Here is a 25,994-nt window from a genome sequence, read left to right on the forward strand (position 1 = left end):
CCTCAGCTGGACACGATTCCGACGACCAGGTTGATCGTCGTCGCGAGGATGACGGTGCCGAACAGGTACGACAGCAGGCAATGCCGCAGCGCTACACCACGAATCGTGGTGTCGGTGACGCTGGTGTCGGACACCTGGTATGTCATCCCGAGGTTGTAGCTGAAGTAGAAGAAGTCCCGGAATGCCGGTGGGTCGTCGGAGTTGAAGTCGATACCGCCGACCGCCGGCGTGTAGTAGAGCTTCGCGTAGCGCGCCGCGTACATCAGGTGCATGCCGGCCCACGCCATGAAAACCCCGGCCAGTGCGGCCGTCGCCGCCGTCGGATCGCTGTGCGAGCCGCCGTGCACAAGCATGAAGACAATGCTGACCAGGGCACCGACTGCGGCCGCCACGATCACGAGCTCCTCCACCACCGGGTTGAAGGCTTCCTGATGTGCGTGATGATGCGTGGCCTCGGCGTCCATGGGCCACAGCAGTATCCAGCCTGCAAGCACGAAAACCGCTCCTGTTGAGGCGATCCCGACCAGAAGGCCGAGCGGAGTGTCGGTCAACGCACCGGTGAGGGTTCCAGCGCCGATTCCGATGATCACCGAACCGCCGAGCCGGCCGGGCGCCGACAGCAGCCTGGACGCGCGCATCAGGCGGAGCGTTCCACAGTCACCTTGACATTCTTCATGATGGGCTGATCGCTCTGCGTGCTGAAATCGCCGATGGCACACAGGACATTCATCTCGGGCATGTACCCGGCCGCGTTACCGCGGGGAATGCCGTACGGGATGGCCTTGTAGCGCCGCAACGATCGGGTGCTGCCATCGCGCGCGGTGGCGACGATGTCGACGTCGTCGAATTCCTTGATCCCGCGATCGGCCATGTCCTGTTCATTCATGAAGACCAACGTGCGCAGGTTCTTGACGCCGCGGTAGCGGTCGTCGTCGGAGTAGATGGTGGTGTTCCACTGATCGTGCGATCGCACGGTGGCCAGGATCAGGGTGCCGGGCGTGGTGCTGTCGTCGGGCAGCGCGACCGCCGAGAATTCGGCCCGACCGGACGGGGTCAGGAAGATCAGTTCCCGCGCGGGCTGCTTGATGCGGAAGCCCAGTGGGAGTCGCACCCGGCGGTTGAAATCCTCGAAACCGTTGAGCACCTTGGCCATCGTGTCTCGGATCCGGTCGTAGTCCTCTACGTACCAGCTCCACGGCGTGCTGCTGGAGGGCAGCGCGGCCCGCGCGATCCCGGCGATGATCGCCGGTTCCGACATCAGGTGCGGCGAGGCGGGTTTCTTCATCCCGACCGAGAGATGCACCATGCTCATCGAATCCTCGACCGAGGTGGACTGCACCCCGGCCTTCTGGTGATCCTTTTCGGTGCGGCCCAGGCACGGCAGGATCAGTGCCCGGCGACCGTGGATCACATGACTACGGTTGAGTTTGGTGCTGACCTGCACCGTGAGATCGCATTTCTGCAGGCCCGCGTAGGTGTACGTGGTGTCCGGGGCGGCACTGGCGAAGTTGCCGCCCATGCCGACGAACACCTTGACCTCGTCGCGGTGCATGGCCTCGATGGTGCGCACGGTGTCCATCCCATGCTCGCGCGGCGGCTCGATTCCGCACACCTCGGCGAGCCGGTCGAGGAAGGCTGCGCTCGGTCGGTGGTCGATCCCGCAGGTGCGGTTGCCCTGCACATTGCTGTGTCCGCGCACCGGTGACGGTCCGGCGCCTTCGCGGCCCAGATTGCCGCGCAGCAGAAGCAGATTGACGATCTCCCGCACACTGTCCACACCGTGTTCGTGTTGGTTGATGCCGAGGCACCAGCTGATGATGCTGCGGTCGGCGTCGCTGTAGATCTTGGCCGCCTTGCGGATATCGGCTTGGCGCACACCGGACTTGTATTCGATCTCCTCCCATGCGGTGGCGTCGCACACTGCGCGGTAGTTCTCGAACCCGGCGGTGTAGCGGGCGATGAACTCGGCGTCCAACGCCTTGGGATCGTTTTCCGCTTGCTCCAGGACCGCTTTCGCGATTCCGCGGATGAGCGCCATATCCCCGCCGATCCGGGGCTGCAGGTTCAGCGTGCTGGTCCTGGTGGACTTGAAGGTGGCCATCCGCAGAAAGTCGTGCGGGATGATGGTCTTGGTGGCGCCGGCCTCGACCAGCGGGTTGATGTGGATGATCTGCGCGCCCCGGCGATAGGCCTCGGCCAGCGCGGTGAGCATGCGCGGCGCATTGGAGGCGGCGTTGACGCCGATGATGAACAGCGCGTCGGCGGTCTCCCAGTCCTCGAGGTCGACGGTGCCCTTGCCGGTTCCCAACGCCGCCTGCAGCGCCCGCCCGCTCGCCTCGTGGCACATGTTGGAACAGTCCGGGAGATTGTTCGTGCCGAGCTCGCGGGCCATCAGCTGGTAAAGGAACGTGGCCTCGTTGCCCAGCCGGCCCGAGGTGTAGAACGACGCCTGGTTCGGATCATCCAGATCCGCCAGGGCCTTGCCCAACAGGTCGAACGCGTCGCGCCAGCTGATCGGTTCGTAGTGATCGGTCTCGGAGTTGTACACCATCGGTTCAGTCAGCCTGCCCCGGTCTTCGAGGGCGAAATCGCTCCACGTCGCCAGTTCGGAGACGGTGTGCTGGGCGAAGAACTCCGGACCGCAGCGTTTGTGGGTCATCTCCCACGTGACGTGTTTGATGCCGTTCTCGCAGATGTCGAGTTTGAGGCCCTTCATGTCGTCGGGCCAGGCGCAGCCCGGACAGTCGAAGCCGCCGTCCTCGTGGTTCATCTTCATGATCGCGCGGGGGCCGTCGATGGGCTCGCGCTCCCGGATCAGGAACTCGGTGACGCTCTTGGCCGCACCCCATCCGGCCGCAGGGTGATGGTAGGGGTGGAACTCCGGTTGGTCATGCCACTCAGCATCTGTGCGCTGCTCGGTGCCCCGGTCAGTCATGGGTAAAGTCTGCGCGCAGGCAAACGCCCGCGTCCACGGTTTGGCCGCGTTTCGACGGCTCCGAGCTAACTCACAGGTACCAGTCGGGGAGTGGTTCTGGCCGCAACTCGGTCGTGTCGCCCGGGCGCGTGAGAGTCAGGACAGCGCGCACGATCTCCGGCCGGCTCTGCAGGGTGTCGGCGACCGCGTTGAGCCGCGCGGCGACATCGGATTCTGCCGCGTCACCGGTCAGGTCGACGGCTGCCACCAGGTAGATCCGGTCCGCCCCAACCCATTCCATGTGCAGGTAGCTGATCCGCTCGATGTCGGCGTGGTCGAGCAGCACCCGCAACACGGTGTTCCGGGCGAGCGGGGTGGCCGCCTCCCCGGTCAGGAAGTCCATGTTGCGCCCGATGAGGAACAACGCGACGCACCCCAGCAGCACTCCCACCAGGATCGAGCCGATCGCGTCCCAGACCACGTTTCCGGTGAGCTGGTGTGCGAGGATGCCGGCTGTCGCTATCGCGAGGCCGATCAAGGCCGACAGGTCCTCGGCGAACACCGCGCGCAACATCGGATTCGAGGTGACCCGAATATAGCGCAGCGGGTGGATCCGTCGTTGCACCGCACCGGTTTTCGTCTGGCGCAACGCCTGGGCGAACGACGTGCCCTCCAACACGAATGCGATCCCGAGCACGGCGTACGCCCAGCCGTAGGACGTCGCCTCCCCCTCCCCGCCGAGTGAGGTGACGCCGTGCCAGATCGACACCACCGAGCCGACGGTGAACAGCCCGAAGGCCGCGAACATCGACCAGATGTAGCCTGCCCGGCCATAGCCCAGCCGGTGTTGCGCATCGGCCGGCTTCATCGACTTGCGGGTTCCGATCAACAGGAACACCTCGTTGCCGGTGTCCGCCCAGGAATGGGCGGCCTCGGCCAGCATCGAAGCGCTTCCGGTGACGACGGCGGCCACCGTCTTGGCAATCGCGATGAGCACGTTGGCGCCGAGGGCGACGACGACGGTCAGGGCGCTCTCATTGTCGGCAGAGGTTGAACCGTCGGTGCCCATGACCCCACACCTACCCCTTGGTGAGCAGATACAAAAGCACCCCGAAACCGATGTTGTTTCGGGGTGCTTTTGTTCGCGGGAAACCTAGAGGCGCTCGATGATCGTGACGTTGGCGGTGCCGCCACCCTCACACATGGTCTGCAGGCCGTAGCGGCCGCCGGTGCGCTCGAGGGTGTTGAGCATGGTCGTGAAGAGCTTGGCACCGGTGGCGCCCAGCGGGTGCCCCAGCGCGATGGCGCCACCGCTCGGGTTGACCTTGGCCGGGTCGGCCTTGGTCTCCTTGAGCCAGGCCAGCACGACCGGCGCGAAGGCCTCGTTGATCTCGACGGTGTCGATGTCGTCGATCGACAGGCCGGTCTTCTCCAGCGCGTACTGGGTGGCCGGGATCGGGCCGGTCAGCATCATCACCGGGTCGTCGCCGCGGGCGCTGATGTGGTGGATGCGCGCGCGGGGCTTCAGGTTGTATTTGTTGACCGCTTCCTCCGACGCGAGCAGCACCGCGGCCGCACCATCGGAGATCTGGCTGGCCAGCGCGGCGGTCAGCCGTCCGCCCTCGACCAGCGGCTTGAGCGAGGCCAGCTTCTCCAGGGTCGACTCACGCGGACCCTCGTCGACGCCGAAGTCGCCGACCGGGATGATCTCGTTGTCGAAGTGCCCGGCCCGGATCGCGGCGAACGCGCGCTGGTGGCTGTTGTAGGCGAACTCCTCCATCTCCTCGCGGGAGAGGTCCCACTTCTCGGCGATCATCTCCGAGCCGCGGAACTGCGAGATCTCCTGGTCGCCGTAGCGGTGCAGCCAGCTCTTGGATTCGTTTGTGGGCGAGGTGAATCCGAACTCCTTGCCGACCACCATGGCCGAGGAGATCGGGATCCAGCTCATGTTCTGCATACCGCCGGCCAGGATCAGGTCGGCCGTGCCGGACATGATGGCCTGAGCGCCGAAAGAGATGGCCTGCTGGCTGGAGCCGCACTGCCGGTCGACGGTGACGCCGGGCACGGCCTCGGGGTAGCCGGCGGCCAGCCAGGTCAGCCGGCCGATGTTGCCGGCCTGTCCACCGATGGCGTCGACGCAACCCACGATGACGTCGTCGACCGCGCCCGGATCGACGTCGTTGCGGTCGAAGATGGCGCGGAACGCGTGCACGCCGAGATCGATCGGATGCACCTCGGCCAACGCGCCGTTCTTCTTGCCGACGGGCGTACGCACCGCGTCGACGATGTATGCCTCAGGCATTGTTTGTCTCCTTTGACCTAACGGGCGGCGGTGATTCCGCCGAGGACGATGGCGAGGTATTGCCGGCCGACCTCTTCGGCCGAAAGCGGTCCGCCCGGTTGATACCAGCGGACCGAAACCCAGGTGGTGTCACGAATGAACCGGTACACCAGGTCGACGTCGATGTCCTGGCGGAACGAGCCGTCGGCGATGCCCTGCTGCAGGATGTCCACCCACATCTTGCGCTGTTCCCGGTTGCGCTCGTCGACGAAACCGAACTGCGGGATGTCGGAAAGCCGCTTGGCCTCGTCCTGATAGATGACCACCTGCGCATGCCGGTGCTCGATCGCCTCGAACGAGGCCATGAACAGACCGGTGAGCCGACCCAACGGGCTGGTCTCCTGGTCGAGGATCTCCAGGTACCGGGCGAACAGCCAGTCGAGAAAATCCCGGAGGACCTCCTCAACCATCTGTTCTTTGGACTTGAAGTGGTGGTAGAGACTGCCTGACAGGATTCCTGCGGAGTCGGCGATATCGCGAACCGTCGTCGCCTTCAGTCCGCGTTCGGCAAACATCGTCGCGGCAAGGTCCAGCAGCTCGTCGCGTCTGCTCGCCGGTTGGGCGGGAGTGTCCCCCATCGCCCCAGCATAGCAACCAAGCGCTTGCTAGGTCACATTCGGTGGTGATTGATTTCGCCTGCGCACACGAGAAAGCGGGCCCCCGCATGGGAGGCCCGCTTGCGTCGAGCAGGATCACACAGGCTGGGGCACGCCCCTGGCGACCGAGACCTCGGCAGGATCGACGTCCGGAAACGGGATCGCGTCCGCATCGCGGCGGGAGCTGCGCCCAGACAGGATCACAGCCAGGACCGCTGCCGCCAGCAGCACCACCAGCGCGACCACACCCATCAGAGGCGACGTCGACCATATCCCGTTCAACAGCAAGATCGCCGACACTGTGCAGGTGGGAACCCCGAGCAGCACCAAGAACCATCCGGTGAAGTGCCCCAGATCGAGCCGGCCGACCTTCGCGACCCCCAGCCCCAACAGCACGAAGAACAGCGTCCACATGATCGCCCAGGTCGCCCAGATGACGGCGAAAACGGGGTCGGTTCCGACCCTCTTGATCGCGTAGTACGCCGCGATGGCCGCGACGAAGGTGCTGTACCAACCGAATCCGCGCGGATCGATGTCGAAGATCTGGATGAATCCGAACCACAGGTAGGTGAACCCGAACAAGTAGCTCGGCCACGTCGCGTTGACGATGCCGGGATCGCCGTCCGCCTGCACGAGGACCAGCGTCGGGAGGACTACCTGGGCGGTGCCGACGAACAGGTTGATCGGGGCGGCGCCGCGCCCGCTGACCAGACCGACCGAGACGAGTCCGTTGACGAACAGCGCCACACCGACGAGAAGCAGACCGACGTTTCCCATCAGTGACCGACCCACTCCACGAACTGGTCCGACGTGATCACCGGCGCGAAGAAGTTGTTGATCCGCTCGAAGGCTGCGCGCTCCTGGTCAGGATGTGCGGTACCGGTGGCATCGCCGATCACGATGGGAAGCAAGCCGTGGTCGCGCGCCGCGCGTGCATTGCCTTCGACGCACCAGTCGAGGTGAATTCCGGTGAGCACCACCACCTCGACTCGCTTCCGGTTCAGTGCGCCGGGCAGGTCGGTGCCCACGAAGGCCGTCTGCAGCGCCTTCTCGTACAACTCGTTGTCGCCGGGTTCGACGAGCTCGCGCAGCTCCCCCACAAGCTCGTTGTCCCAGGCGATCTGCTCCGGGGTCGCGTCGATGTGGCCGGTCCACCCGTCGTACTGTGCCTTGTCGAAATCGGTCTTCGGGTAATCGTCACGGAACACCGAGAACCCGATCCAGTTGAACGACACGAAGTTCGGCGCCGAGCGCGCGGCCTTGGCCGCTTTCACGGTCGCTTCCAGGCTGCCGCGGAAGGCATGGCCCTCCGCGTACTGAACCCCCCCCGGCCGGTACAGCGAGTTGGATTGGCTGATCGACAGGAAAGCGGCCGGCCGCGAGAGGATCTCGCGGAAATCGAGCTGCTCCCACTGCTTGGCAAGCGGCGGGATGGCGGCCCGGTTGTCGGGCGGATAACCCAGCGCTCCGGGATCGAGCGCAACCGGCTCGAGCGGGGTGATTCGAGGCGAACTGTCGAGGGCGAGTGCGGTCACACGGCCACCTTCGACCTCCGACGCCGAGGTTGACAGCCTTTGGATCGGCGCGATTCTGGGAACCCTACCGGTACTGCGGATAGGACCAGTACGCCGAGCAGTGCTCGGGACGGTCTTCGCTCGTCGGCCGATCGGCCCGGGCCCGCGACAGGTTGAAGGTGTACCAGGGATCGGGCTCGTGGACCCGTGCGGTCACGCATTCGCGCACCGACGCAGGCAACCGGTGCAGCGCCGGATCGATATCAGAGGACAACCCGGACAGATATTCGGCGTCGAGCGCGCCCGTCTGCTCGAAGCGATCGATGTTGCGGTCGGCGATCAACCGTTCCGGGTTTAACCCGGCCAGGCCGAGCAGGGCCAGCACACCGGCGATCAGGACGGCCCGCGGCAGCCACCTACCGGTCATCCGGATCCCGGCCACCGCGACGAGCACGAACACCGCACCCAGCCACACCTCGGTGGTGATGACCATCAGCCTCTCGGTGCTGAAGCCGTACGCCTGCTGGTACAGCCACATGCGGTGGATCGCCGATACCACCACCACAACCGATGTGGCACAAAGGATCCCGACCAAGATCCGCAACACCCGACGGTCGGATGCGCCGACCCGGCCGGCCACCCGGATCACCACGCTGAGCACCAGCAGCGTCAGCGCAGACACCCACAGCAACTGCCAGAATCCCTGGCGGGCGTACTCGGCATAGGTCAGTCCCTCGGTCTCCAGCACATGGGTGTGCCCACCGAACAACACGGTGGCCTGTACCGCGACGAACGCAATGAACAGTGTGTCGAGCACCCCCAACGGCAGCGCCCACTCCCACCGCGGCACCGGCTGCATCGGCGCCGGGGCCATCGCATCCAGGCGCGGCGGGAACCGCACCAGGTAGGCACCGCCCAGCACGAACGTCACCACGATGCCGAATACGGCTGTCCGCGAGAAGAAATCGACGCCGACGACCGAGGGCACCAGGTTGCCGGCCAGATGCGCGAAGGCCGGGTCCGCGGCGGCGAACAGCGCACCGAACACCACCACCAGTCCGACGGTGACTCCGGCCACCGCCGCGACGCGTCCGGGGCCGGGCAGACCCGAGCGCGCCGGTAGCGCGGTCCTCACCGCCTGGTACACCCAACTCCGCAACCTGCCGAACAGCACCCACGGCAGGAAAGGCCCGGTGAACACCGCCGTCCAGGTCCGGCCGCCGACCAGCGTGCACCAGCCGATGATCCAGGCCGCCGCCAGACACAGCGCGCCCATCCACCCCGCGGCCAGGAACGCCGGCACGGCCAGCAGCGCCAACGTCAAACCGATGCCGAACTGCTCGGACCGACTCGGGCGGCGCGGCGCGGTGCCGTAGACGAGGCCGAAGACCAGCAGGCCGACCACCAGGTAGCCGACGCTGAGCACGGACAGCCGCCACACCGCGGTACCGATCAGCCCGGCAACCAGCGCGGATACCAGCACCCGGCGCGGCGCCGACGCCAGCGGGTCAATGGGCCACACCCGACGGGACCACACCGTCCAGCCCGGTTCGCCCTGGCGTGGCAATGCGGGCCCCGGAAGGACCGGCAATCCTGAAACTGTTGTCGTCATCTCGACCTCTCCCCCATCGCAGAGTCAGGGATGTTGACCCTGATCCGACATCCCGGCTCGGTGTCCATCACTTCGATGACCCCGCCGTGCAATTCGACTGCCCACCGGGCGATCGCCAGCCCCAGGCCGGTTCCGCCGTCCGAGGTGGCGCCCCGGGTGAACCGCTCGAAGACCCGCTCCCGTTCGGCGGACGCGATCCCCGGGCCCTGATCGGTCACCTCGAGCCGCAGGCCAGACAGCCTGCGGGTCGCCAGCACCGTCACCTGCCCACCGGCCGGGCTGTGCCGAATCGCGTTGTCCACCAGATTGACCACGACCTGCCGCAGCCGCGCCGGGTCGGCCACGGCCTTCAGGCCCGGTGGGGACACCCGCACGGACACCGGTACGCCCGTAGCCGATATGGAAGCGTGTTCGACGGCCTCGTGCAGGAACTCGTCGACGTCGAACCGGCTGATCTGCAACGGAATTGCCCCGCCTTCGACCCGCGAGAGGTCGAGCAGGTTGGTCACCAGCTCGCCGAGGCGCTCGGTCTGGGACAGCGCCATCCGCATGGTCTCGGCATCGGGTTCGACGACGCCGTCGACCACGTTCTCCAACACCGCCTGCAACGCGGTGATGGGCGTGCGCAGCTCGTGGGACACGTTGCCGATCAGCCCTCGTCGGTACTCGTCGGCAGCCCCGAGATCGGCTGCCATCTGGTTGAATGCCGTTGCCAGTTGCCCGATTTCATCACGCGAGGTCGCACGTACCCGGATGCTGTAGTCGCCCTGCGCCATGGCGCGCGCCGCCGCCGTCATCTGACGTAGCGGCGAGGTCATGCCGTGGGCGAGGAACTGCGTCAGGATCAGCGAGGTGGCGAGCGCGGCGAGCAATGCGTACCGGAACTGCCAGCTGGCGCCGATCCAGAAGGTGAACGAGGCCAGCAGGATGGCCCCTCCGACCAGCAGACCGGTCTTGACCTTGAACGACGCGAACGGATCCAGCGGTCTCGGCAGCCGGTCCCACAGTTCGGTCGCCCGGGCGGCAAAGCTCATCTGAATCCTCGGCTCTTCGCGCAAGCGCTCATCTGAATCCTCGGCTCTTCGCGCAAGCGCTCATCGCGGAACCTCCAGGGCGTAGCCGACACCGTGCACGGTCCGGATCAGCTCCGACCCCAGCTTTCGCCGCAATGCCTTGACGTGACTGTCCACGGTCCGGGTTTCCACCTCTGAAGCCCAGCCCCAGACGTGTTCCAGCAGTGTCTCGCGAGGGACCGCAGCGCGGGGCCGACCAGCCAGGAAGGCCAGCAGGTCGAATTCGGTTCGGGTCAGGTGGATCTCCTGGTCGCCCTGATGTACCCGGCGCTCGGTCAGGTCGATGCGGTAGTCGCCGACCGACAGCGGTTGGTCACCGCTTGCGCGCTCCACGCGTCGCAACAGCACCCTCACTCTGGCCACCAGTTCGCGCATACTGAACGGCTTGGTCAGGTAGTCGTCGGCACCAATGCCCAAACCGATCAGCATGTCGGTCTCGTCGCTGCGGGCGGTCAGCATGAGCACCGGCACCACGCGCTCGGCCTGGATGCGCCGGCACACCTCCAGCCCGTCGAATCCGGGCAGCATGACGTCGAGCACCACGAGATCGGGTTGGGTCGCCGCTGCGGTTGCCACCGCCGACGGTCCGTCGACCGCCGTGTCGACCTCGAACGCCTCGGCGCGCAGCCTGGTGGCCACCGCGGACAGGATCGTCGGCTCGTCGTCGACCACCAGGATTCGCTTCACGAATCCGACTCTAAGTGCAGGTTGTGGTGGTCACGGGCAGCGTTTGTGAAGATCTTGTGGAGACGCTGTCCGCCCCGCTGGCTACGCTGGCTCAGGGTCAGTACGCATCTGGAGGGGCGGCGGTTGGATCAGCAGACGGTGTGGTCCACCGATGAGGCGCGCCAGTTTGCCGGGAAGGCCTACGCCGCAGGCCAGAAACTCGCGGGCGCGGCGGGCTGGTCCAACACCGGAGCCACCCAGACCATGTTGTGGGGAGACTTCCAGGGCAGCGGCCGCACCCCGTACCGCGTGCAGGTCAACCTGGTGGGCCCGACTTACAAGTGCTCGTGCCCGTCGCGGCAGTTTCCCTGCAAGCATGTGGTTGGTCTGGTGCTGCGCTGGTGCGGCGGCAACGTCGACACCGCGGCGGAAGCCCCGGCGAACGCCATCGTCTCGCCGGCACCCCCGAAGGCTCCGCGTGAGGTCAGCGAGAAGGCCGTCGCGGCGCGGGAACGCAGCGTCGCCGAGGGCCTGGAGCAACTCCGGCGGTGGATCGACGACCAGGTCCGCAACGGTATCGCCGGGATCAGCGTCGATCCGTATGCGGGGTGGAGTGAGCCGATCGCCAAGCGCATGGTCGACGCGAAGGCACCCGGCCTGGCGCGCTGGTTGCGCAGCCTGCCCGGACACCTCACGGACGACGAATGGCCGCGGAAGATCATCGAGGATCTCGGGTTGATGCGGCTGCTGACCGATGCCTACCGCACCATCGACGCGCTACCCGAGGAGACGGCCGCCGCGGTCCGCCGACACATCGGGTTCACCGTGGCCCGCGCCGAGGTGCTGGCCACCGATCCCGTGAACGACACCTGGCAGGTGCTCGGGTATGCCGAGACCCTCGAAGATCGCTACACCACCCGCCGGATGTGGTTGAGCGGCACGGACACCGGGCTGTTGGTCAACGTGCAGTCCACCGCGCCGAGCGGGGCAAGTTTCGACAACCGGCTCACCCCGGGCCGCGAGTTCACCGGCGGCGTCCACCTGTATCCGGGTGGGCCGTCGAGCTTCCGCGTCGCGCTCCCCGACGGCGATGTGCCGACAGTCGCCATCGAACATCTCAACGTGACCGGCACCGCTATCGACGACGCACTGGCGGCCCGGGCCCGCGCCCTGGCGGTTGATCCGTGGCTGCTGCGGTTTCCGGCCGTCGTCAACGCCCGCGCCGTACAACACAGCAGGCCCAAACGCCGCCATCTGGTCGACGCGGACGGTAATGCCCTTCCGGCGATCTGCGACGACGACCGCTGGGCACGTCTGCAGGCCGGAAGCGGCGGGCAGTTACGGCCGCTGCTGGTCGAGTTCACCACCGATGGTGTCGATCTGTTGTCGATGCTGAGTGACGCGCCACCTTCGCGCCTGACCGGACCGGCGGTGACGGCGCTGTGAGCGACTATCAGCGGATGATCTCCGCCGCCACCGTGGGATACGGCGCGAAACCCTTCCCCGACGGCATCTTCGACGCCCCGGTGGACGGCAGTGTGGCCGCGGTGCACGACGCGGCCGATCCGGTCGGGTCGGTGCTGCGGGTGGCGGGCCTTTACGCGCTGGCACGGCGCGCCGGCCAACGTCCCGAACGCGTCGAATCATCGGCGTCCCCGGCACCGCCGGAGACCCGGCCGCTGATCACCGACGCGCACGGTTTTCTCATCGAACGCGCTCTGACCGTGCGCCCCATCCTCGACGGCGCGCTCGCCGACCTCGCCGCCGCCGGCCTTCGCCTGCCCCCACGGCTGATCCCCGGGCTGCTACGGCTGCAGCAGAGTGACGTTGTGACGCAAGCACTCTGGGACGCCATCGGCAGCGGCGGTCAGTGGTATGCCGTGGAACACTACGGCCGCAACCACCGCGCGCTGCGCAACGTTGCGCGAACCGAGGCCACAGAGTGGCCCAAGGAAGCCGACTACACCCACGGTGACACCGCCAAGCGCCTGACCTGGCTGGCGACCGCGCGCACCATCGATCCCGACCGGGCCCGCGACCTGGTGGCGCAGCACTGGGTGTCCGAGGATGCTGAGTCGCGGGTGGCCCTGTTGGCGGCGTTCGCGGCACCCGAACACGACGCCGACGAGCCGTTCCTGGAGGCAGCGCTCGACGATCGGGCGGTCACGGTGCGCAGCGCCGCCATCGGCGTGCTCGGCGGGCGGTCCCGCAGCCGCTACCTGGACCGCATGAAAACTCGTGCTGCTCATATCTTCTCGGTCAAGAAGACATTGCTGGGCGCGAAAATCGCCGTCCACCCCCTACCCGGGCCCGACGCCGCGGCAGTCCGCGACGGGCTGAGCACCACCAAGCCGGAAGCCGTCGTCGCCCGTACCCCGATCGCCTTCTGGGCCGAGGTGCTCGGCGCGGTCGCTCCGGAGAAGGTGGCTCGCGCGCTCTCGGACGCCGACCACCAATCCGTACTGGCCGCGCTGACCGGCAGTGCCTTGCGCGGCAACGACCCCACCTGGGCGGTGCCACTGTTGCAGCGTTGCCTGCCCGTCGATTACGCCGCGTACTTCGATCCCGCCACCGCACACCCGGCGATCTCGGCCGAGTTGATCCGCGCTCTCACCGACACCGCCGAGTCCGCGCCCCTGCTCCGCATCGTGGCGGGCCTGCCGCGACCGTTCGCCCCTGACGTCGCCGCGGCTCTGTTCGGATCCCTGGCCGGAGCCGGCTGGGGCACGGCCCGCCAACGCCGCGAGGCCGCAGCGCACCTGGCCGCCGGGTACCCACTGGACTGGCTGCCGCGCTTCGCGAGGCTCACCGACCTCACCGGGGACGAGGAATTGCACAAGTTCTACGCCACCAGCTTCGAGCTGCTCACCCTGCGATCCGACCTTGCGAAGGAACTCTCATGACTGAAGCGACCCTGCTGCGTCCGCACGCCGAGCAATTGTTCGCCGCCGAACTCGCGGTCCTGCGCGCCGCTGACGACAAGCCCGCGCCACCCAACTGGTCGATGTCCCCGCACGCGGTCGTGCGCTATCTGCTGGGCGGGGAAACCGTTGAGGGCGTGGAGATCACCCCCAAGTACATCGGTCCCCGACGCATCGTCGAAGTGGCCGTGGCGACGCTGGCCACCGACCGGGCGCTGCTGCTGCTCGGCGTGCCGGGCACGGCCAAGACGTGGGTGTCGGAGCATCTGGCCGCAGCCGTGACCGGGGATTCGACACTGCTGGTGCAGGGCACCGCGGGCACCGTGGAGGAAGCCGTACGGTACGGCTGGAACTACGCCCGGTTGATCGCCGAAGGGCCCTCCGAGCAGGCGCTGGTCCCCTCCCCGATCATGACCGCGATGCGCGACGGCAAGATCGCGCGGCTTGAGGAGCTCACCCGCATCCCGTCGGAGGTGCAGGACGCCCTGATCACGGTCCTCTCCGAAAAGACCCTGCCCATTCCCGAACTCGGCTCCGAGGTGCAGGCCACGCAAGGGTTCAACGTGATCGCGACGGCCAACGACCGCGACCGCGGTGTCAACGATCTGTCGTCGGCACTGCGCCGCCGGTTCAACACCGTGGTCCTTCCGTTGCCCGCGAGCCTCGACGACGAGGTGGAGATCGTGACGCGCCGGGTGGCCGACATCAGCGGGTCACTGCAGCTGCCGAAGGTACCGACCTCAGCCGACGAGATCCGTCGGGTCGTCACGGTTTTCCGCGAACTGCGCTCCGGGTTGACCGCCGACGGCCGCAACAAGCTCAAGCAGCCGTCGGGCACGCTGTCCACCGCTGAGGCGATCTCCGTGGTGACGCAGGGCATCGCGATGTCAGCGCACTTCGGCGACGGCGTGCTGCGGCCGGCCGACACCGCGGCGGGCATCGTCGGTGCGGTGGTGAAGGATCCGGTCAACGATGCGGTGGTGTGGCTGGAGTACCTGGAGGCCGTGGTGCGCGAACGCGACGGCTGGGCCGACTTCTACCGGGCTTCGCGGGACGTGCTGAACTCGTGACCACCCACGTCCTGGGCATTCGGCACCACGGTCCCGGGTCTGCCCGTGCCGTGCTGTCCGAGCTGGACCGGATCCAGCCGGACATCGTGGTGATCGAAGGCCCGGCCGACGCAGACCGGCTCACTACGGACGTCGACCACACGGACATGGTGCCGCCCGTGGCGATCATGGCCTACGCCGTCGACGACCCCGCGGTTTCGGCGTTCTGGCCGTTCGGCGCCTTCTCCCCCGAGTGGCAGGCCTTGTTGTGGGCAGCGCGGCACGAGGTGCCGGTGCGGTTCTGCGACCTGCCCGCCGCCACCGTGCTGGCCCAGCGCGACCAACGGCACGAGAACACGTCACGCGTCCGGGTCGATCCGATCGCTGCGCTCGCCGATGCCGCGGGCTACGACGACCCCGAACGCTGGTGGGATGACGTTATCGAATCCCGCACGGTCGAATCCCCCACGGAAGGCAGCGGATTCGAGGCGATCACCGAGGCCATGCGGACCGTGCGGGAGCTCGAGCCCGACGAAGATGACCCGATCGAACACCAGCGCGAGGCACACATGCGCCAGGTGCTCCGCAAAGCCGCGAAGGAATTCGCGACGGTCGTCGTGGTGTGCGGAGCCTGGCACGCACCGGCGCTGGCTGGGAAACTGCCTGCCGCGAGCGCCGACGCGGCACTGTTGCGAGGGCTGCCCAAGGCCAAGTCCGCGACGGTGTGGGTGCCGTGGACACATTCGCGACTGGCCGCGGCCTCAGGTTACGGCGCAGGCGTCCGGTCACCCGGCTGGTACCAACACGCCTTCCTCGAGCGGGACCGGCCGGTGGAAACCTGGCTGACGTTGGCGGCCCGGGCATTACGCGAGCACGACATCTTCGTCTCCTCGGCGCACGTCATCGAAGGCGTCCGGCTGGCCAACGCGCTGGCCGCGATGCGGGGTCGGGCCCATCCCGGTCTCAGCGAGGTCAACGAGGCCACCGAGGCCGTGCTGTGCGAGGGGTCCGACACCCGGTTCGGGCTGATCGTGCGTGAGTTGGTCGTCGGCGAACGGCTCGGCAGCATTCCCGAACACCTGCCGATGGTGCCCCTGCTCGCCGATATCACGAAGCAGCAGAAATCGCTGCGGCTCAAACCCGATGCCAATGCCAAGCAGGTCACTCTCGACCTGCGCAAGCCCAACGATCTGGCGAAATCACATCTGCTGCACCGGCTTACCGTGCTCGATATTCCGTGGGGCGAGCCCGAGATCGCCACCGGCCAGGGCACGTTCAAGGAACCCTGGACGCTGCAGTGGCAGCCGGAGTTCGCGGTGAGGGTCGTGATTTCGTCGGTGTGGGGCAACACCGTGTACCGCGCCTGCAAGGCGAAACTGACCGACACCGCCGAGAACGCGACACATCTGGGCCAGGTCACCGCGGCGATAGAGGCGGCCCTGCTCGGCGGTGTCGACGAGGCTGTCCCACCTCTGCTGACCATCCTCGAGAACAAGGCCGCAGTCGACCGGGACCTGACCGAACTCATGGCGGCCCTGCCCGCGCTGGCCCGCTCGCTGCGCTACGGCGACGTGCGTCGCACCGACGCAGGCGCGCTCGGTGCGGTCACCACGTCGCTGCTGCGCCGGGTCAACGTCGGTCTTCCCGCGACGCTGACCGGGCTCGGTCCGGACGCGGCCGCCGAGATGCTCGCACACGTCAACGCCGTCACCGATACCGTGGATCTGCTCGAGGCCGATGTGCGCGGCGAATGGCTGGCCACCATCGCACGGCTGGCCGGTCGCGACGATCTGCACGGCAGCCTGGTCGGCCGATTCGTCCGAATCGGTGTCGACGGCGCCGTGTTCACTACCGCCGAAGCGGCCCGCCGCATGCGGCGGGCCTTGAGCATCGGCGCCCCGGCCGACGAGAAGTCCGCGTGGATCGAGGGCTTCCTGTCCGGCAGCGGACTGCTGTTGGTGCACGACACCGAGCTGTTGGCTGTGATCGACGAATGGTTGAGCGGTTTGACCGCAACGGAATTCACCGATGTCCTGCCGTTGGTGCGTCGCACCTTCAGCACCTTCGACGCCGGCATCAAACGCAATATCGGGCATGCGGTGACCACCGCAGGCGCCACCGTCCATACCGAATTCGACATCGATGCCGACCGCGCCCGCCCCGTCGTGATCGCGGCGGCCGCCATCTTCGCAAGAGGTATCAACCATGGCTGACGACACCACCCCGGACGAACGCGACCGCCGGTGGCGGCTGGTACTGGGGTCGGATGCGGACTCGCTGCCGAGCCTGCAAGCCGGTGACGTCGAGATGGACAAGGCGCTGTCGGAGCTCTACGACCGCAAGGTTGGCCTCGGCGGATCCGCGCCCAAGGTGGCGCGGTGGCTGGGTGACATCCGAAAGTACTTCCCCAGCACGGTGGTTCAGGTGATGCAGCAGGACGCCATTGAGCGGCTCAATCTGCGCATGCTGCTGCTCGAACCGGAGATGATGGACAGCATCGTCCCGGATCTGTCGTTGGCCACCACACTCATCACGCTGGGTGAGGCCATTCCCGACGAGTCGAAGGCCTCGGCCCGGGCACTGGTGCGCAAGGTGGTCGAGGACATCGAGCGGCGCATCGCCGACGGTACCAAGGCCACACTGCGCGGGGCGCTGTCGCGGAGCGCGCGGACCAACCGGCCGCTGGCTTCCGACATCGACTGGAATCGCACCATCGCCCGCAACCTGAAAACCTTCCAGCCGGACCTGAAGACGATCATCCCCGAACGGCTGGTCGGGTTCCGCCGCGCCGGCCGATCGGTGACCAAGGACATCGTGCTGGCCATCGACCAGTCCGGTTCGATGGCCGAATCGATCGTGTATTCAGCAGTTTTCGGGGCGGTCATCGCGTCGATGCGGTCATTGCGCACATCCCTCGTGGTGTTCGACACCGAAGTCGTCGACCTCACCGATCTGCTCGACGATCCCGTCGACGTGCTGTTCGGTACCCAGCTCGGCGGCGGCACCGACATCAACCGGGCCATCGCGTACTGCCAGAGCTTGATCACGCGGCCCACCGACAGCATCTTCGTGCTGATCTCGGACCTCTACGAGGGTGGCGTCCGCGACGAGATGCTGGCCCGGGTCAAACAGCTCGTGGATGCGGGCGTCCAAGTGGTCGTGTTGTTGGCGCTGTCCGATTCGGGCGCACCGTCATTCGACCGGGAGATCGCCGCCGACCTGGCTGCGATGGAGATCCCGGCGTTCGCCTGCACTCCCGACGCATTCCCCGAACTGCTGGCGCTGGCCATCACCAAGGGCGACATCCGCGGCTGGGCTGACCGGACCGGCCTCGCTCAGCGCGGGATGGAGACGAATTGAAGACGCCAATTTCGACAGCAGGGCTGCTGCGCCCACCAAAGCGCGACCTGCTGTCGAAAGCGATGGTTCACAACCGGTTCAACCCGGCCCATAACAACGAGCCCTAGGCGCGCTGGCTGGAAACCGCGATGACCTCGCCGGTCAGGTAGCTCGAGTAGTCGCTGGCCAGGTAGGCGATCGTGGTGGCGATCTCCCACGGCTCGGCCGCACGGCCGAACGCCTCGTCCGAGGACAGCCGGTCCAGCAGCGCCGCGTCGGCGGACTTCTCCAGGAACTTGTGCCGCGCGATACTCGGCGACACCGCGTTGATTCGCACCCCGTACTCGACGGCTTCGATTGCGCTGCAACGAGTCAGCGCCATGACGCCGGCCTTGGCCGCGGCGTAGTGCGACTGCGAGTGCTGCGCACGCCAGCCGAGAACACTGGCGTTGTTCACGATCACCCCGCCGTGCTCGACGTCACGGAAATAGCGCAGCGCGGCGCGGGTGGCCCGCATCACCGAGTTCAGCGTGACGTTGAGGACGCGATCCCACTCGTCGTCGGCCATGTCGACCAACGGGGTCTCGCCACCCAGGCCGGCGTTGTTCACCAGAACGTCCAGGCGGCCCATCTTTTCGACCGACCGGGCGATCAGCGCGTCGACCGCCTCGGTGGAGGTCACGTCGCAGACCACGGCGTCGACCCGGCCCAGGCCGAGCTCGGCCAACTGGTCGCGGGTCTCGTTGAGGCGCCGCTCGTGGTAGTCGGACACCACGACGTCGGCACCCTCGAGCAGCGCGCGACGGGCGGTGGACGAGCCGATGCCGGTTCCGGCGGCGGCGGTCACCAGGACGACCTTGCCCTTCAGCAGGCCGTGGCCCTCAACCTCTTTGGGAGCTACCGACAAATCCATCAGCCCTTGGCCTCTCGGGGTAGGCCGAGCACGCGCTCGGCGATGATGTTGCGCTGGATCTCGTTGGACCCGCCATAGATGGTGTCCGAACGCGAGAACAGGTACAGCCGCTGCCACTCGTCGAATTCACCCTCGGGCAACGTCAGCCCGGCCGTACCCTGCACGTCCATGGCGATCTCGCCGAGCTCGCGATGCCAGTTGGCCCACAACAGCTTCGACACATTGTCCTGCCCGGGCTGCTCGACATCCATGGTCGCCAGGGCGTAAGACCGCATGGCCTGCAGGCCGGTCCACGACTCGGTCAGCTTCTGGCGGATCAGCGGATCGTCGGCCGCGCCGCTGCGCTTGGCCAGCTCGACGAGGTTGGAGTGCTCGCGGGCGTAGCGGATCTGCTGGCCCAGCGTGGACACGCCGCGCTCGAAGGTCAGCGTGCCCATCGCCACGCGCCAGCCGTCACCGGGCTGACCGACGACCAGCGAGGCCTCGGTGCGGGCGTCGTCGAAGAACACCTCGTTGAACTCGGAGTCCCCGGTCAGCTGGATGATCGGGCGGATCTCGACGCCGGGCTGATCCAGCGGCACCAGCAGATAGGACAGGCCGGCGTGCCGCTTGGAGCCCTTCTCCGTGCGCGCCACGACGAAGCACCACTGCGCCCAGTGCGCGAGTGATGTCCATACCTTCTGGCCGTTGATGACCCATTCGTCGCCGACCAGCTCGGCCGTCGTCGCCACATTGGCCAGGTCACTGCCGGCGTTGGGCTCGGAGTAGCCCTGGCTCCACAGCTCGGTGACGTCGAGGATCTTGGGCAGGAACCGCTGCTGCTGTTCGGGGGTGCCGTACTCGATGAGCGTCGGCCCGAGCAGTTCCTCGCCCAGGTGGTTGACCTTGTCCGGCGCGTTCGCGCGGGCGTACTCCTCATAGAAGGCGACGCGGTGCGCGACCGACAACCCGCGGCCGCCGTGCTCCACCGGCCAGCCGAGGCAGGTCAGTCCCGCCGCGGCGAGATGCTGATTCCACGCCCGACGCTCTTCGAAGGCTTCGTGTTCACGCCCCGGTCCACCCAGGCCCTTGAGCGCTGCGAATTCGCCAACAAGATTGTCTGCGAGCCACTGCCGGACCTCGGCCCGGAACTCCTGGACCTCTATCACCCCTGTAGGCTAACCTACCAAGCACTTGCTTTGTTAAGGGAGCATCGATGACGAGCGATCGCCGCACCGTTCCAGCGGTGCTGGACCGGGTTGCCGTGGAGTTTTCCGACCATGAGGCCCTGGTCAGCGACAATAAGAGCCTCACCTATTCGGAACTGCGCGCGCACGTACGCCAAGCCGCTGCGGCGATGATCGACCTCGGTGTCGAACCCGGCGACCGGGTGGCGATCTGGTCTCCCAACACCTGGCACTGGGTGGTGGCCTGCCTGGCCACCCACTACGCCGGTGCGCAGATGGTGCCGCTGAACACCCGCTACACCGCCAGCGAGGCCACCGACATCCTGGCCCGCACCGAGGCCCCGCTGCTGATCGCCTCGGGCGAGTTCCTCGGCTCGGACCGCGCGGCCGAACTGGACCGCGACGCACTTCCCGCGTTGCGGCACATCGTGCGGGTGCCCATCGAGAAACAGGACGGAACCTGGGACGAGTTCGTCGCCCGGGGATCCGGACCGGATGCCCTGGAAAAGGTCGACGTGCGGGCGGCTGCGGTGCAGCCCGACGACGTCTCCGACATCCTGTTCACCTCCGGCACCACCGGGCGCAGCAAGGGTGTGCGCTGCGCCCACCGCCAGTCACTCGACGGATCGGCAGCTTGGGCCGAGTGCGGCCAGGTCACCAGCACCGACCGCTACCTGTGTATCAACCCCTTCTTCCACAACTTCGGCTACAAGGCCGGCATCCTGGCCTGCCTGCAGACCGGCGCCACGCTGTACCCGGTGCTCACCTTCAAGCCTGAACAGGTCCTGAAAACCATTGCCGAACAGCGCATCACGGTGCTGCCCGGCCCGCCGACCATCTTCCAGACCCTGCTGGACCAGCCCAACCGCGCGGACTACGACCTGTCCTCGCTGCGCTTCTCGGTGACCGGCGCGGCCGTCGTCCCGGTAGTGCTGATCGAGCGGATGCAGTCAGAGCTCGACATCGACATCGTCCTGACCGCCTATGGCCTGACCGAGGCGGCCGGCTTCGGCACCATGTGCAGCGCCGACGACGACGCCGTCACCGTGGCCACCACCTGCGGCCGGCCCATCGCCGATTTCGAACTGCGCCTCGCTGATTCGGGCGAGGTGCTGCTGCGCGGACCCAACGTCATGCTCGGCTACCTCGACGACCCCGAGGCCACCGCGGCCGCGATCGACACCGAGGGCTGGCTGCACACCGGCGACATCGGGACGCTCGACGCCCGCGGCAACCTGACCATCACCGACCGGCTCAAGGACATGTACATCAGCGGCGGGTTCAACGTTTACCCGGCCGAGATCGAGCAGGTGCTGGCCCGGTTGGACGGTGTCGCCGAGACGGCGGTGATCGGCGTTCCCGACGAGCGGCTCGGTGAAGTCGGGAAGGCCTTCGTGGTACTCAAGCCGGGCGTGACGCTCGACGAGGTGGCCGTGATCGCGTACGCACGTGAGCATCTGGCGAACTTCAAGGCGCCGCGATCAATTGAGTTTCTGGATGTGCTGCCGCGAAATCCGGGCGGCAAGGTGATCAAACCGGTGCTGCGCAGCAGAGGGACCCGAGAAGGGGTGCAATGGACCTGACATTCGACGACGAGACCGAGGCCTTTCGGGCCGAGGTCCGTGAGTTTCTGACGGCCAATCGGGATTCGTTCCCGACGAAGTCGTACGACACCCTTGAGGGTTTCGAACAGCACCGCCGCTGGGACAAGGTGCTTTTCGACGCCGGACTGTCGGTGATCGCCTGGCCCAAGGAGTACGGCGGCCGCGACGCCACCCTGCTGCAGTGGGTGGTGTTCGAGGAGGAGTACTTCCACGCCGGAGCGCCCGGTCGGGCCAGCGCCAACGGCACCGCCATGCTGGCCCCGACGCTGTTCGCCCACGGCACCGAAGAGCAGCTCCAGCGCGTGCTGCCGAAAATGGCCAGCGGCGAGGAGATCTGGGCCCAGGCCTGGTCGGAGCCCGAGTCAGGAAGTGACCTGGCCTCGCTGCGCTCGACGGCCACCAAGGTCGACGGCGGCTGGAAGCTCAACGGGCAGAAGATCTGGAGCTCACGCGCACCATTCGGTGAGCGCGGCTTCGGCCTGTTCCGGTCCGACCCGGAGGCCCAGCGCCACAAGGGTCTGACCTACTTCATGTTCGACCTCAAGGCGCCGGGCATCACCGTGCGCCCGATCGCCCAGCTGGGCGGGGACACCGGTTTCGGCGAGATATTCCTCGACGACGTGTTCGTGCCGGACAACGACGTGATCGGCGGCGTGCACGAGGGCTGGCGCGCGGCGATGAGCACATCGAGCAACGAGCGCGGCATGTCGCTGCGCAGCCCGGCGCGCTTCATGGCGCCTGCTGAACGTCTTGTCGCACAGTGGAAGTCCGACCCTGACCCCGTGTTCACGGACCGGGTTGCCGACGCCTGGATCAAGGCCCAGGCCTACCGGCTGCACACGTTCGGCACCGTGACCCGCCTGGCCAACGGCGGTGAACTGGGCGCCGAGTCCTCGGTGACCAAGGTGTTCTGGTCCGACCTGGACGTCGCCCTGCACCAGACCGCCCTGGACCTGCAGGGCGCGGACGCCGAACTGGTCGATCACTGGACCGAAGGCCTGCTGTTCGCGCTCGGCGGCCCGATCTACGCCGGCACCAACGAGATCCAGCGCAACATCATTGCGGAAAGACTGCTTGGCCTACCGCGCGAATCTGGAGGGAAGCCTAAGTGAACTTCGAAATCGACGAACAGCAGCGGGACTTCGCGGCCAGCATCGACGCCGCACTCGGCGCCGCCGATGTTCCGGCCGCGGTACGAGCCTGGGGGGAAGGGGACACCGGGCCGGGCCGCAAGGTGTGGGCACAGCTGACCGACCTTGGGGTCACCGCACTGCTGGTGCCCGAGAAGTACGACGGCATCGAAGCCCATCCGGTCGACCTCGTCGTCGCCCTGGAGCGGCTGGGCTACTGGGCAGTGCCCGGTCCGCTGACCGAGTCCATCGCCGTTGCACCGGTTCTGCTGGCGAACGACGAACGCTCGGGTTCGCTGGCCTCCGGCGAGCTCATCGCCACGGTTGCCATGCCGCCACAGGCACCGCGCGCCGTCAACTCCGATTTCGCCGGATTGACGCTGCTGGCCGCCGACGGTCAGGTCGGTGACGCGACTGCCGGCGCCGGCCACGATTCCGTCGACCCGGCCCGAAAGCTGTTCGACGTCACCGCATCCGGCGATACCCAGGCCGCCGACACCGCGCGCGCCTACGAGTTCGGTGTCCTGGCCACGGCCGCCCAGCTGGTGGGCGCCGGCCAGGCCATGCTGGACCAGTCCGTCGAATACGCCAAACAGCGCGCGCAGTTCGGCCGGATCATCGGCTCGTACCAGGCCATCAAGCACAAGCTGGCCGACGTGCTCATCGCCGTCGAGCTGGCCCGCCCGCTCGTCTACGGTGCGGCGCTGTCGCTGGCAGAGGGGTCACCCGACACCGCCCGCGACATCAGCGCCGCCAAGGTGGCCGCCGCCGATGCCGCCCTGCTGGCCGCCCGCTCGGCGCTGCAGACCCACGGTGCCATCGGGTTTACCCAGGAACACGACTTGTCCCTGTCACTGCTGCGCGTTCAGGCGTTGCGGAGTGCCTGGGGCGATCCCACCCTGCACCGTCGTCGACTCCTGGAGGTCCTCTCGTGAGTGAAGAACGCCAACTGCTGCGCGAAACCGTCGCCGCGCTGGTCGACAAGCACGCCTCCCCTGAGGCCGTGCGCACCGCGATGGAATCCGAGCGCGGCTACGACGAGAAGCTGTGGAGCCTGCTGTGCGAGCAGGTCGGCGCGGCCGCACTCGTGGTTCCTGAGGAACTCGGCGGTGCCGGAGGCGAACTCGCCGATGCCGCAGTGGTTCTCGAGGAGCTCGGCAAGGCGCTGGTGCCGACCCCGCTGCTGGGCACCACGCTGGCGGAGCTCGCGCTACTGGCGGTCGACGATCACGAACCGCTCGAGGGTCTTGCCGAGGGCACGTCCATCGGGACCGTGGCCTTCGACGCCGACTACGTCATCAACGGCGACGTAGCCGATGTGGTCATCGGCACCGACGGGGAAAACCTGACGCGCTGGACCACGTTCACCGCGACACCCAAATCCACCATGGATCTGACCCGCCGGTTGTCCGCGGTGATCGCGGGCGACACCGTCGTCCTCGGTGCCGATCCCGGTCTGGCCGACACCGCGGCCCTGCTGATGGCCGCCGAACAGATCGGTGCCGCCTCGCGCTGCCTGGATCTCACCGTCGCCTACACCAAGGACCGGGTGCAGTTCGGCCGCGCGATCGGCAGCTTCCAGGCGCTCAAGCACCGGATGGCCGACCTGTACGTCAAGGTGTCCTCGGCGCGCGCCGTCGTCAACGCCGCCATCGCCGACCCGTCGCCCACCACGGCCTCCCTCGCCCGCTACTTCGCCAGCGAGGCGCTGTCCGCAGTGACCGCCGAAGCCATCCAGCTGCACGGCGGTATCGCGATCACCTGGGAAAGCGACATCCAGCTGTACTTCAAGCGTGCTCACGGCAGCGCCCAGCTCCTGGGTCCGCCGCGGGAGCATCTGCGCCGGCTCGAAACACAAGTTTTCTAGGCGTGTCCGATGTTCGCCGAAACCGCATTCCAGCAGGTGGCTACTCGCACTTTCTCTGCCGGAATGCCATTTCGGCGATCAGAGCGGCATTGTTAACCTCACTCCGATGACCGACCACGTCTCCCTGCGCGCCGGGATCCCTCCGTTTCACGTCATGGATGTGTGGCTAGCCGCGGACGAACGCCAGCGCACGCACGGCGACCTGGTCAACCTGTCCGCCGGACAGCCCAGCGCCGGGGCGCCGACGGCAGTGCGCGATGCCGCCGTGGCTGCGCTCAACCAGGGCTCCCTCGGTTACACGGTCGCGCTCGGTCTGCCAGAACTGCGCGCGCAAATCGCCGCGTCGTATCTCAGGTACGGCGTCGAGGTCGGTGTCGACGAGGTGGTTCTCACCACCGGGTCGTCGGGCGGATTTCTGCTGACCTTCCTGGCTTGCTTCGACGTCGGCGACCGGGTGGCGATCGCCAGCCCGGGCTACCCCTGTTACCGCAACATCCTCACGGCGCTCGGCTGCGAGGTGGTGGAGATCCCGTGCGGGCCGGAGACCCGGTTCCAGCCGACGGTCGCGATGTTGGAGGCACTCGATCCCCCGGTGGCCGGCGTGATCGTCGCCAGTCCGGCCAACCCGACCGGCACCGTCATTCCGCCCGAGGAATTGGCCGCGATCGCTCGCTGGTGCGACAGCGCAGATGTGCGGCTGATCAGCGATGAGGTCTACCACGGTCTGGTCTACCCAGGCGCGCCGGAGACCAGCTGCGCCTGGCAGACATCGCGGAATGCCGTGGTGGTCAACAGTTTCTCGAAGTACTTCGCGATGACCGGTTGGCGGCTGGGCTGGCTGCTGGTGCCGACCGGCCTGCAGCGCGCGGTCGACCGCCTCACCGGCAACTTCACCATCTGCCCACCGGCTCTGGCACAGCATGCCGCGGTGGCCGCGTTCGCTCCGGAATCCCTGGCCGAGGCCGACGGCCTGCTGTCGCATTACGCCGACAACCGCAGGCTTCTGCTCGACGGGCTTCGCAGCATCGGTATCGACCGGGTGGCCCCGCCCGATGGCGCCTTCTACGTGTATGCCGACGTCAGCGATTACACCGACGACTCACTGGCCTGGTGCTCGAAGTTGTTGGCCGACACCGGCGTTGCGATCGCCCCTGGCATCGACTTCGACACCGTGCGGGGTGGCTCCTATGTGCGGCTGTCCTTCGCCGGACCGACCAGCGACATCGAAGAGGCCCTGCGCCGCATCGGTGCGTGGTTGAGCTAGTTCGACTCTGCGGTGAGGGCGCGGC

General features: G+C 67.3%; 22 protein-coding genes. 10 read left to right on the plus strand and 12 right to left on the minus strand.

Annotated features, from left to right (window positions below; translation table 11 throughout):
• Positions 1–2: 2 nt before the first annotated feature.
• The 10 genes from A5779_RS16685 to A5779_RS16730 all read right to left on the minus strand — a co-directional run bounded on the left by A5779_RS16685 (position 3) and on the right by A5779_RS16730 (position 10,737).
• Complete coding sequence (locus tag A5779_RS16685; protein WP_055117862.1) at positions 3–638, minus strand: DUF1345 domain-containing protein; 636 nt, start codon at positions 636–638, stop codon at positions 3–5.
• A complete protein-coding gene (locus tag A5779_RS16690) occupies positions 638–2,935 on the minus strand; it encodes an FdhF/YdeP family oxidoreductase (protein WP_064883733.1) in 2,298 nt (765 codons plus the stop codon). Before A5779_RS16690 ends, A5779_RS16685 begins: the two co-directional genes overlap by 1 nt.
• Before the next feature lie 70 nt (positions 2,936–3,005).
• Positions 3,006–3,983: a cation diffusion facilitator family transporter gene (locus tag A5779_RS16695; RefSeq protein ID WP_064883735.1), complete on the minus strand. Its 978-nt coding sequence runs from the start codon at positions 3,981–3,983 to the stop codon at positions 3,006–3,008.
• Positions 3,984–4,067: 84 nt separating this feature from the next.
• On the minus strand, positions 4,068–5,216 hold the full coding sequence (gene fadA6 / locus A5779_RS16700; RefSeq protein ID WP_064883737.1) for a steroid 3-ketoacyl-CoA thiolase FadA6: 1,149 nt from the start codon (positions 5,214–5,216) through the stop codon (positions 4,068–4,070).
• Positions 5,217–5,233: 17 nt separating this feature from the next.
• Positions 5,234–5,833 carry a TetR/AcrR family transcriptional regulator gene (locus A5779_RS16705; protein ID WP_064883739.1) on the minus strand — a complete coding sequence of 200 codons (600 nt, stop codon included), beginning with the start codon at positions 5,831–5,833 and terminating at the stop codon, positions 5,234–5,236.
• A 114-nt stretch (positions 5,834–5,947) separates the two neighbouring features.
• The gene (locus tag A5779_RS16710; protein WP_064883741.1) at positions 5,948–6,628 is read right to left on the minus strand and encodes an AmiS/UreI family transporter; all 681 of its coding nucleotides are present in this window, start codon (positions 6,626–6,628) and stop codon (positions 5,948–5,950) included.
• The gene (locus tag A5779_RS16715) at positions 6,628–7,386 is read right to left on the minus strand and encodes a cysteine hydrolase family protein (protein WP_064883742.1); all 759 of its coding nucleotides are present in this window, start codon (positions 7,384–7,386) and stop codon (positions 6,628–6,630) included. Before A5779_RS16715 ends, A5779_RS16710 begins: the two co-directional genes overlap by 1 nt.
• Positions 7,387–7,450: 64 nt before the next feature.
• Entirely contained in the window at positions 7,451–8,977 is a 1,527-nt protein-coding gene (locus A5779_RS16720; protein ID WP_064883743.1) for a DUF4153 domain-containing protein, read from the minus strand.
• On the minus strand, positions 8,974–10,011 hold the full coding sequence (locus tag A5779_RS16725; protein ID WP_064883745.1) for a HAMP domain-containing sensor histidine kinase: 1,038 nt from the start codon (positions 10,009–10,011) through the stop codon (positions 8,974–8,976). The genes A5779_RS16720 and A5779_RS16725 overlap by 4 nt, the downstream gene beginning before the upstream one ends.
• Before the next feature lie 60 nt (positions 10,012–10,071).
• Complete coding sequence (locus A5779_RS16730) at positions 10,072–10,737, minus strand: response regulator transcription factor (protein ID WP_064883747.1); 666 nt, start codon at positions 10,735–10,737, stop codon at positions 10,072–10,074.
• Between the two features lie 123 nt (positions 10,738–10,860).
• Between A5779_RS16730 and A5779_RS16735 the strand changes: the two genes are divergently transcribed.
• The 5 genes from A5779_RS16735 to A5779_RS16755 are packed head-to-tail and all read left to right on the plus strand — an operon-like array spanning position 10,861 to position 18,046.
• The gene (locus tag A5779_RS16735) at positions 10,861–12,162 is read left to right on the plus strand and encodes an SWIM zinc finger family protein (protein ID WP_064883749.1); all 1,302 of its coding nucleotides are present in this window, start codon (positions 10,861–10,863) and stop codon (positions 12,160–12,162) included.
• Positions 12,159–13,619, plus strand: a complete 1,461-nt coding sequence (locus A5779_RS16740; RefSeq protein ID WP_064883751.1) for a DUF5691 domain-containing protein — start codon at positions 12,159–12,161, stop codon at positions 13,617–13,619. Before A5779_RS16735 ends, A5779_RS16740 begins: the two co-directional genes overlap by 4 nt.
• On the plus strand, positions 13,616–14,707 hold the full coding sequence (locus tag A5779_RS16745; protein ID WP_064883753.1) for an ATP-binding protein: 1,092 nt from the start codon (positions 13,616–13,618) through the stop codon (positions 14,705–14,707). The genes A5779_RS16740 and A5779_RS16745 overlap by 4 nt, the downstream gene beginning before the upstream one ends.
• Positions 14,704–16,899, plus strand: coding sequence for a DUF5682 family protein (locus A5779_RS16750; protein WP_064883755.1), 2,196 nt, complete (start codon positions 14,704–14,706; stop codon positions 16,897–16,899). The genes A5779_RS16745 and A5779_RS16750 overlap by 4 nt, the downstream gene beginning before the upstream one ends.
• A complete protein-coding gene (locus A5779_RS16755; protein WP_064883757.1) occupies positions 16,892–18,046 on the plus strand; it encodes a VWA domain-containing protein in 1,155 nt (384 codons plus the stop codon). The genes A5779_RS16750 and A5779_RS16755 overlap by 8 nt, the downstream gene beginning before the upstream one ends.
• A gap of 103 nt (positions 18,047–18,149) precedes the next feature.
• Here the strand turns inward: A5779_RS16755 and ipdF are convergent, their stop codons facing one another.
• On the minus strand, positions 18,150–18,938 hold the full coding sequence (gene ipdF / locus A5779_RS16760) for a (5R,7aS)-5-hydroxy-7a-methyl-1-oxo-2,3,5,6,7,7a-hexahydro-1H-indene-carboxyl-CoA reductase (protein ID WP_110777400.1): 789 nt from the start codon (positions 18,936–18,938) through the stop codon (positions 18,150–18,152).
• Positions 18,938–20,086 (minus strand): acyl-CoA dehydrogenase IpdE1, encoded by a 1,149-nt coding sequence (gene ipdE1 / locus A5779_RS16765; RefSeq protein WP_064883759.1) that lies wholly within the window; start codon positions 20,084–20,086, stop codon positions 18,938–18,940. Before ipdE1 ends, ipdF begins: the two co-directional genes overlap by 1 nt.
• 47 nt (positions 20,087–20,133) lie before the next feature.
• Here ipdE1 and fadD3 point away from each other — a divergent pair, with 47 nt between their 5' ends.
• The 5 genes from fadD3 to A5779_RS16790 all read left to right on the plus strand — a co-directional run bounded on the left by fadD3 (position 20,134) and on the right by A5779_RS16790 (position 25,969).
• Positions 20,134–21,687 (plus strand): 3-((3aS,4S,7aS)-7a-methyl-1,5-dioxo-octahydro-1H-inden-4-yl)propanoate--CoA ligase FadD3, encoded by a 1,554-nt coding sequence (gene fadD3, locus A5779_RS16770; RefSeq protein WP_064883761.1) that lies wholly within the window; start codon positions 20,134–20,136, stop codon positions 21,685–21,687.
• Complete coding sequence (locus tag A5779_RS16775; RefSeq protein WP_064883763.1) at positions 21,678–22,820, plus strand: acyl-CoA dehydrogenase family protein; 1,143 nt, start codon at positions 21,678–21,680, stop codon at positions 22,818–22,820. Before fadD3 ends, A5779_RS16775 begins: the two co-directional genes overlap by 10 nt.
• The gene (locus A5779_RS16780) at positions 22,817–23,773 is read left to right on the plus strand and encodes an acyl-CoA dehydrogenase family protein (protein WP_064883765.1); all 957 of its coding nucleotides are present in this window, start codon (positions 22,817–22,819) and stop codon (positions 23,771–23,773) included. The genes A5779_RS16775 and A5779_RS16780 overlap by 4 nt, the downstream gene beginning before the upstream one ends.
• On the plus strand, positions 23,770–24,705 hold the full coding sequence (ipdE2, locus tag A5779_RS16785; protein WP_064883767.1) for an acyl-CoA dehydrogenase IpdE2: 936 nt from the start codon (positions 23,770–23,772) through the stop codon (positions 24,703–24,705). The genes A5779_RS16780 and ipdE2 overlap by 4 nt, the downstream gene beginning before the upstream one ends.
• A 106-nt stretch (positions 24,706–24,811) precedes the next feature.
• On the plus strand, positions 24,812–25,969 hold the full coding sequence (locus A5779_RS16790) for a pyridoxal phosphate-dependent aminotransferase (RefSeq protein ID WP_064883769.1): 1,158 nt from the start codon (positions 24,812–24,814) through the stop codon (positions 25,967–25,969).
• Positions 25,970–25,994: the final 25 nt, after the last annotated feature.

It is taken from the genome of Mycolicibacterium peregrinum (genome assembly GCF_001665625.1).
GTDB lineage: Bacteria > Actinomycetota > Actinomycetes > Mycobacteriales > Mycobacteriaceae > Mycobacterium > Mycobacterium peregrinum_B.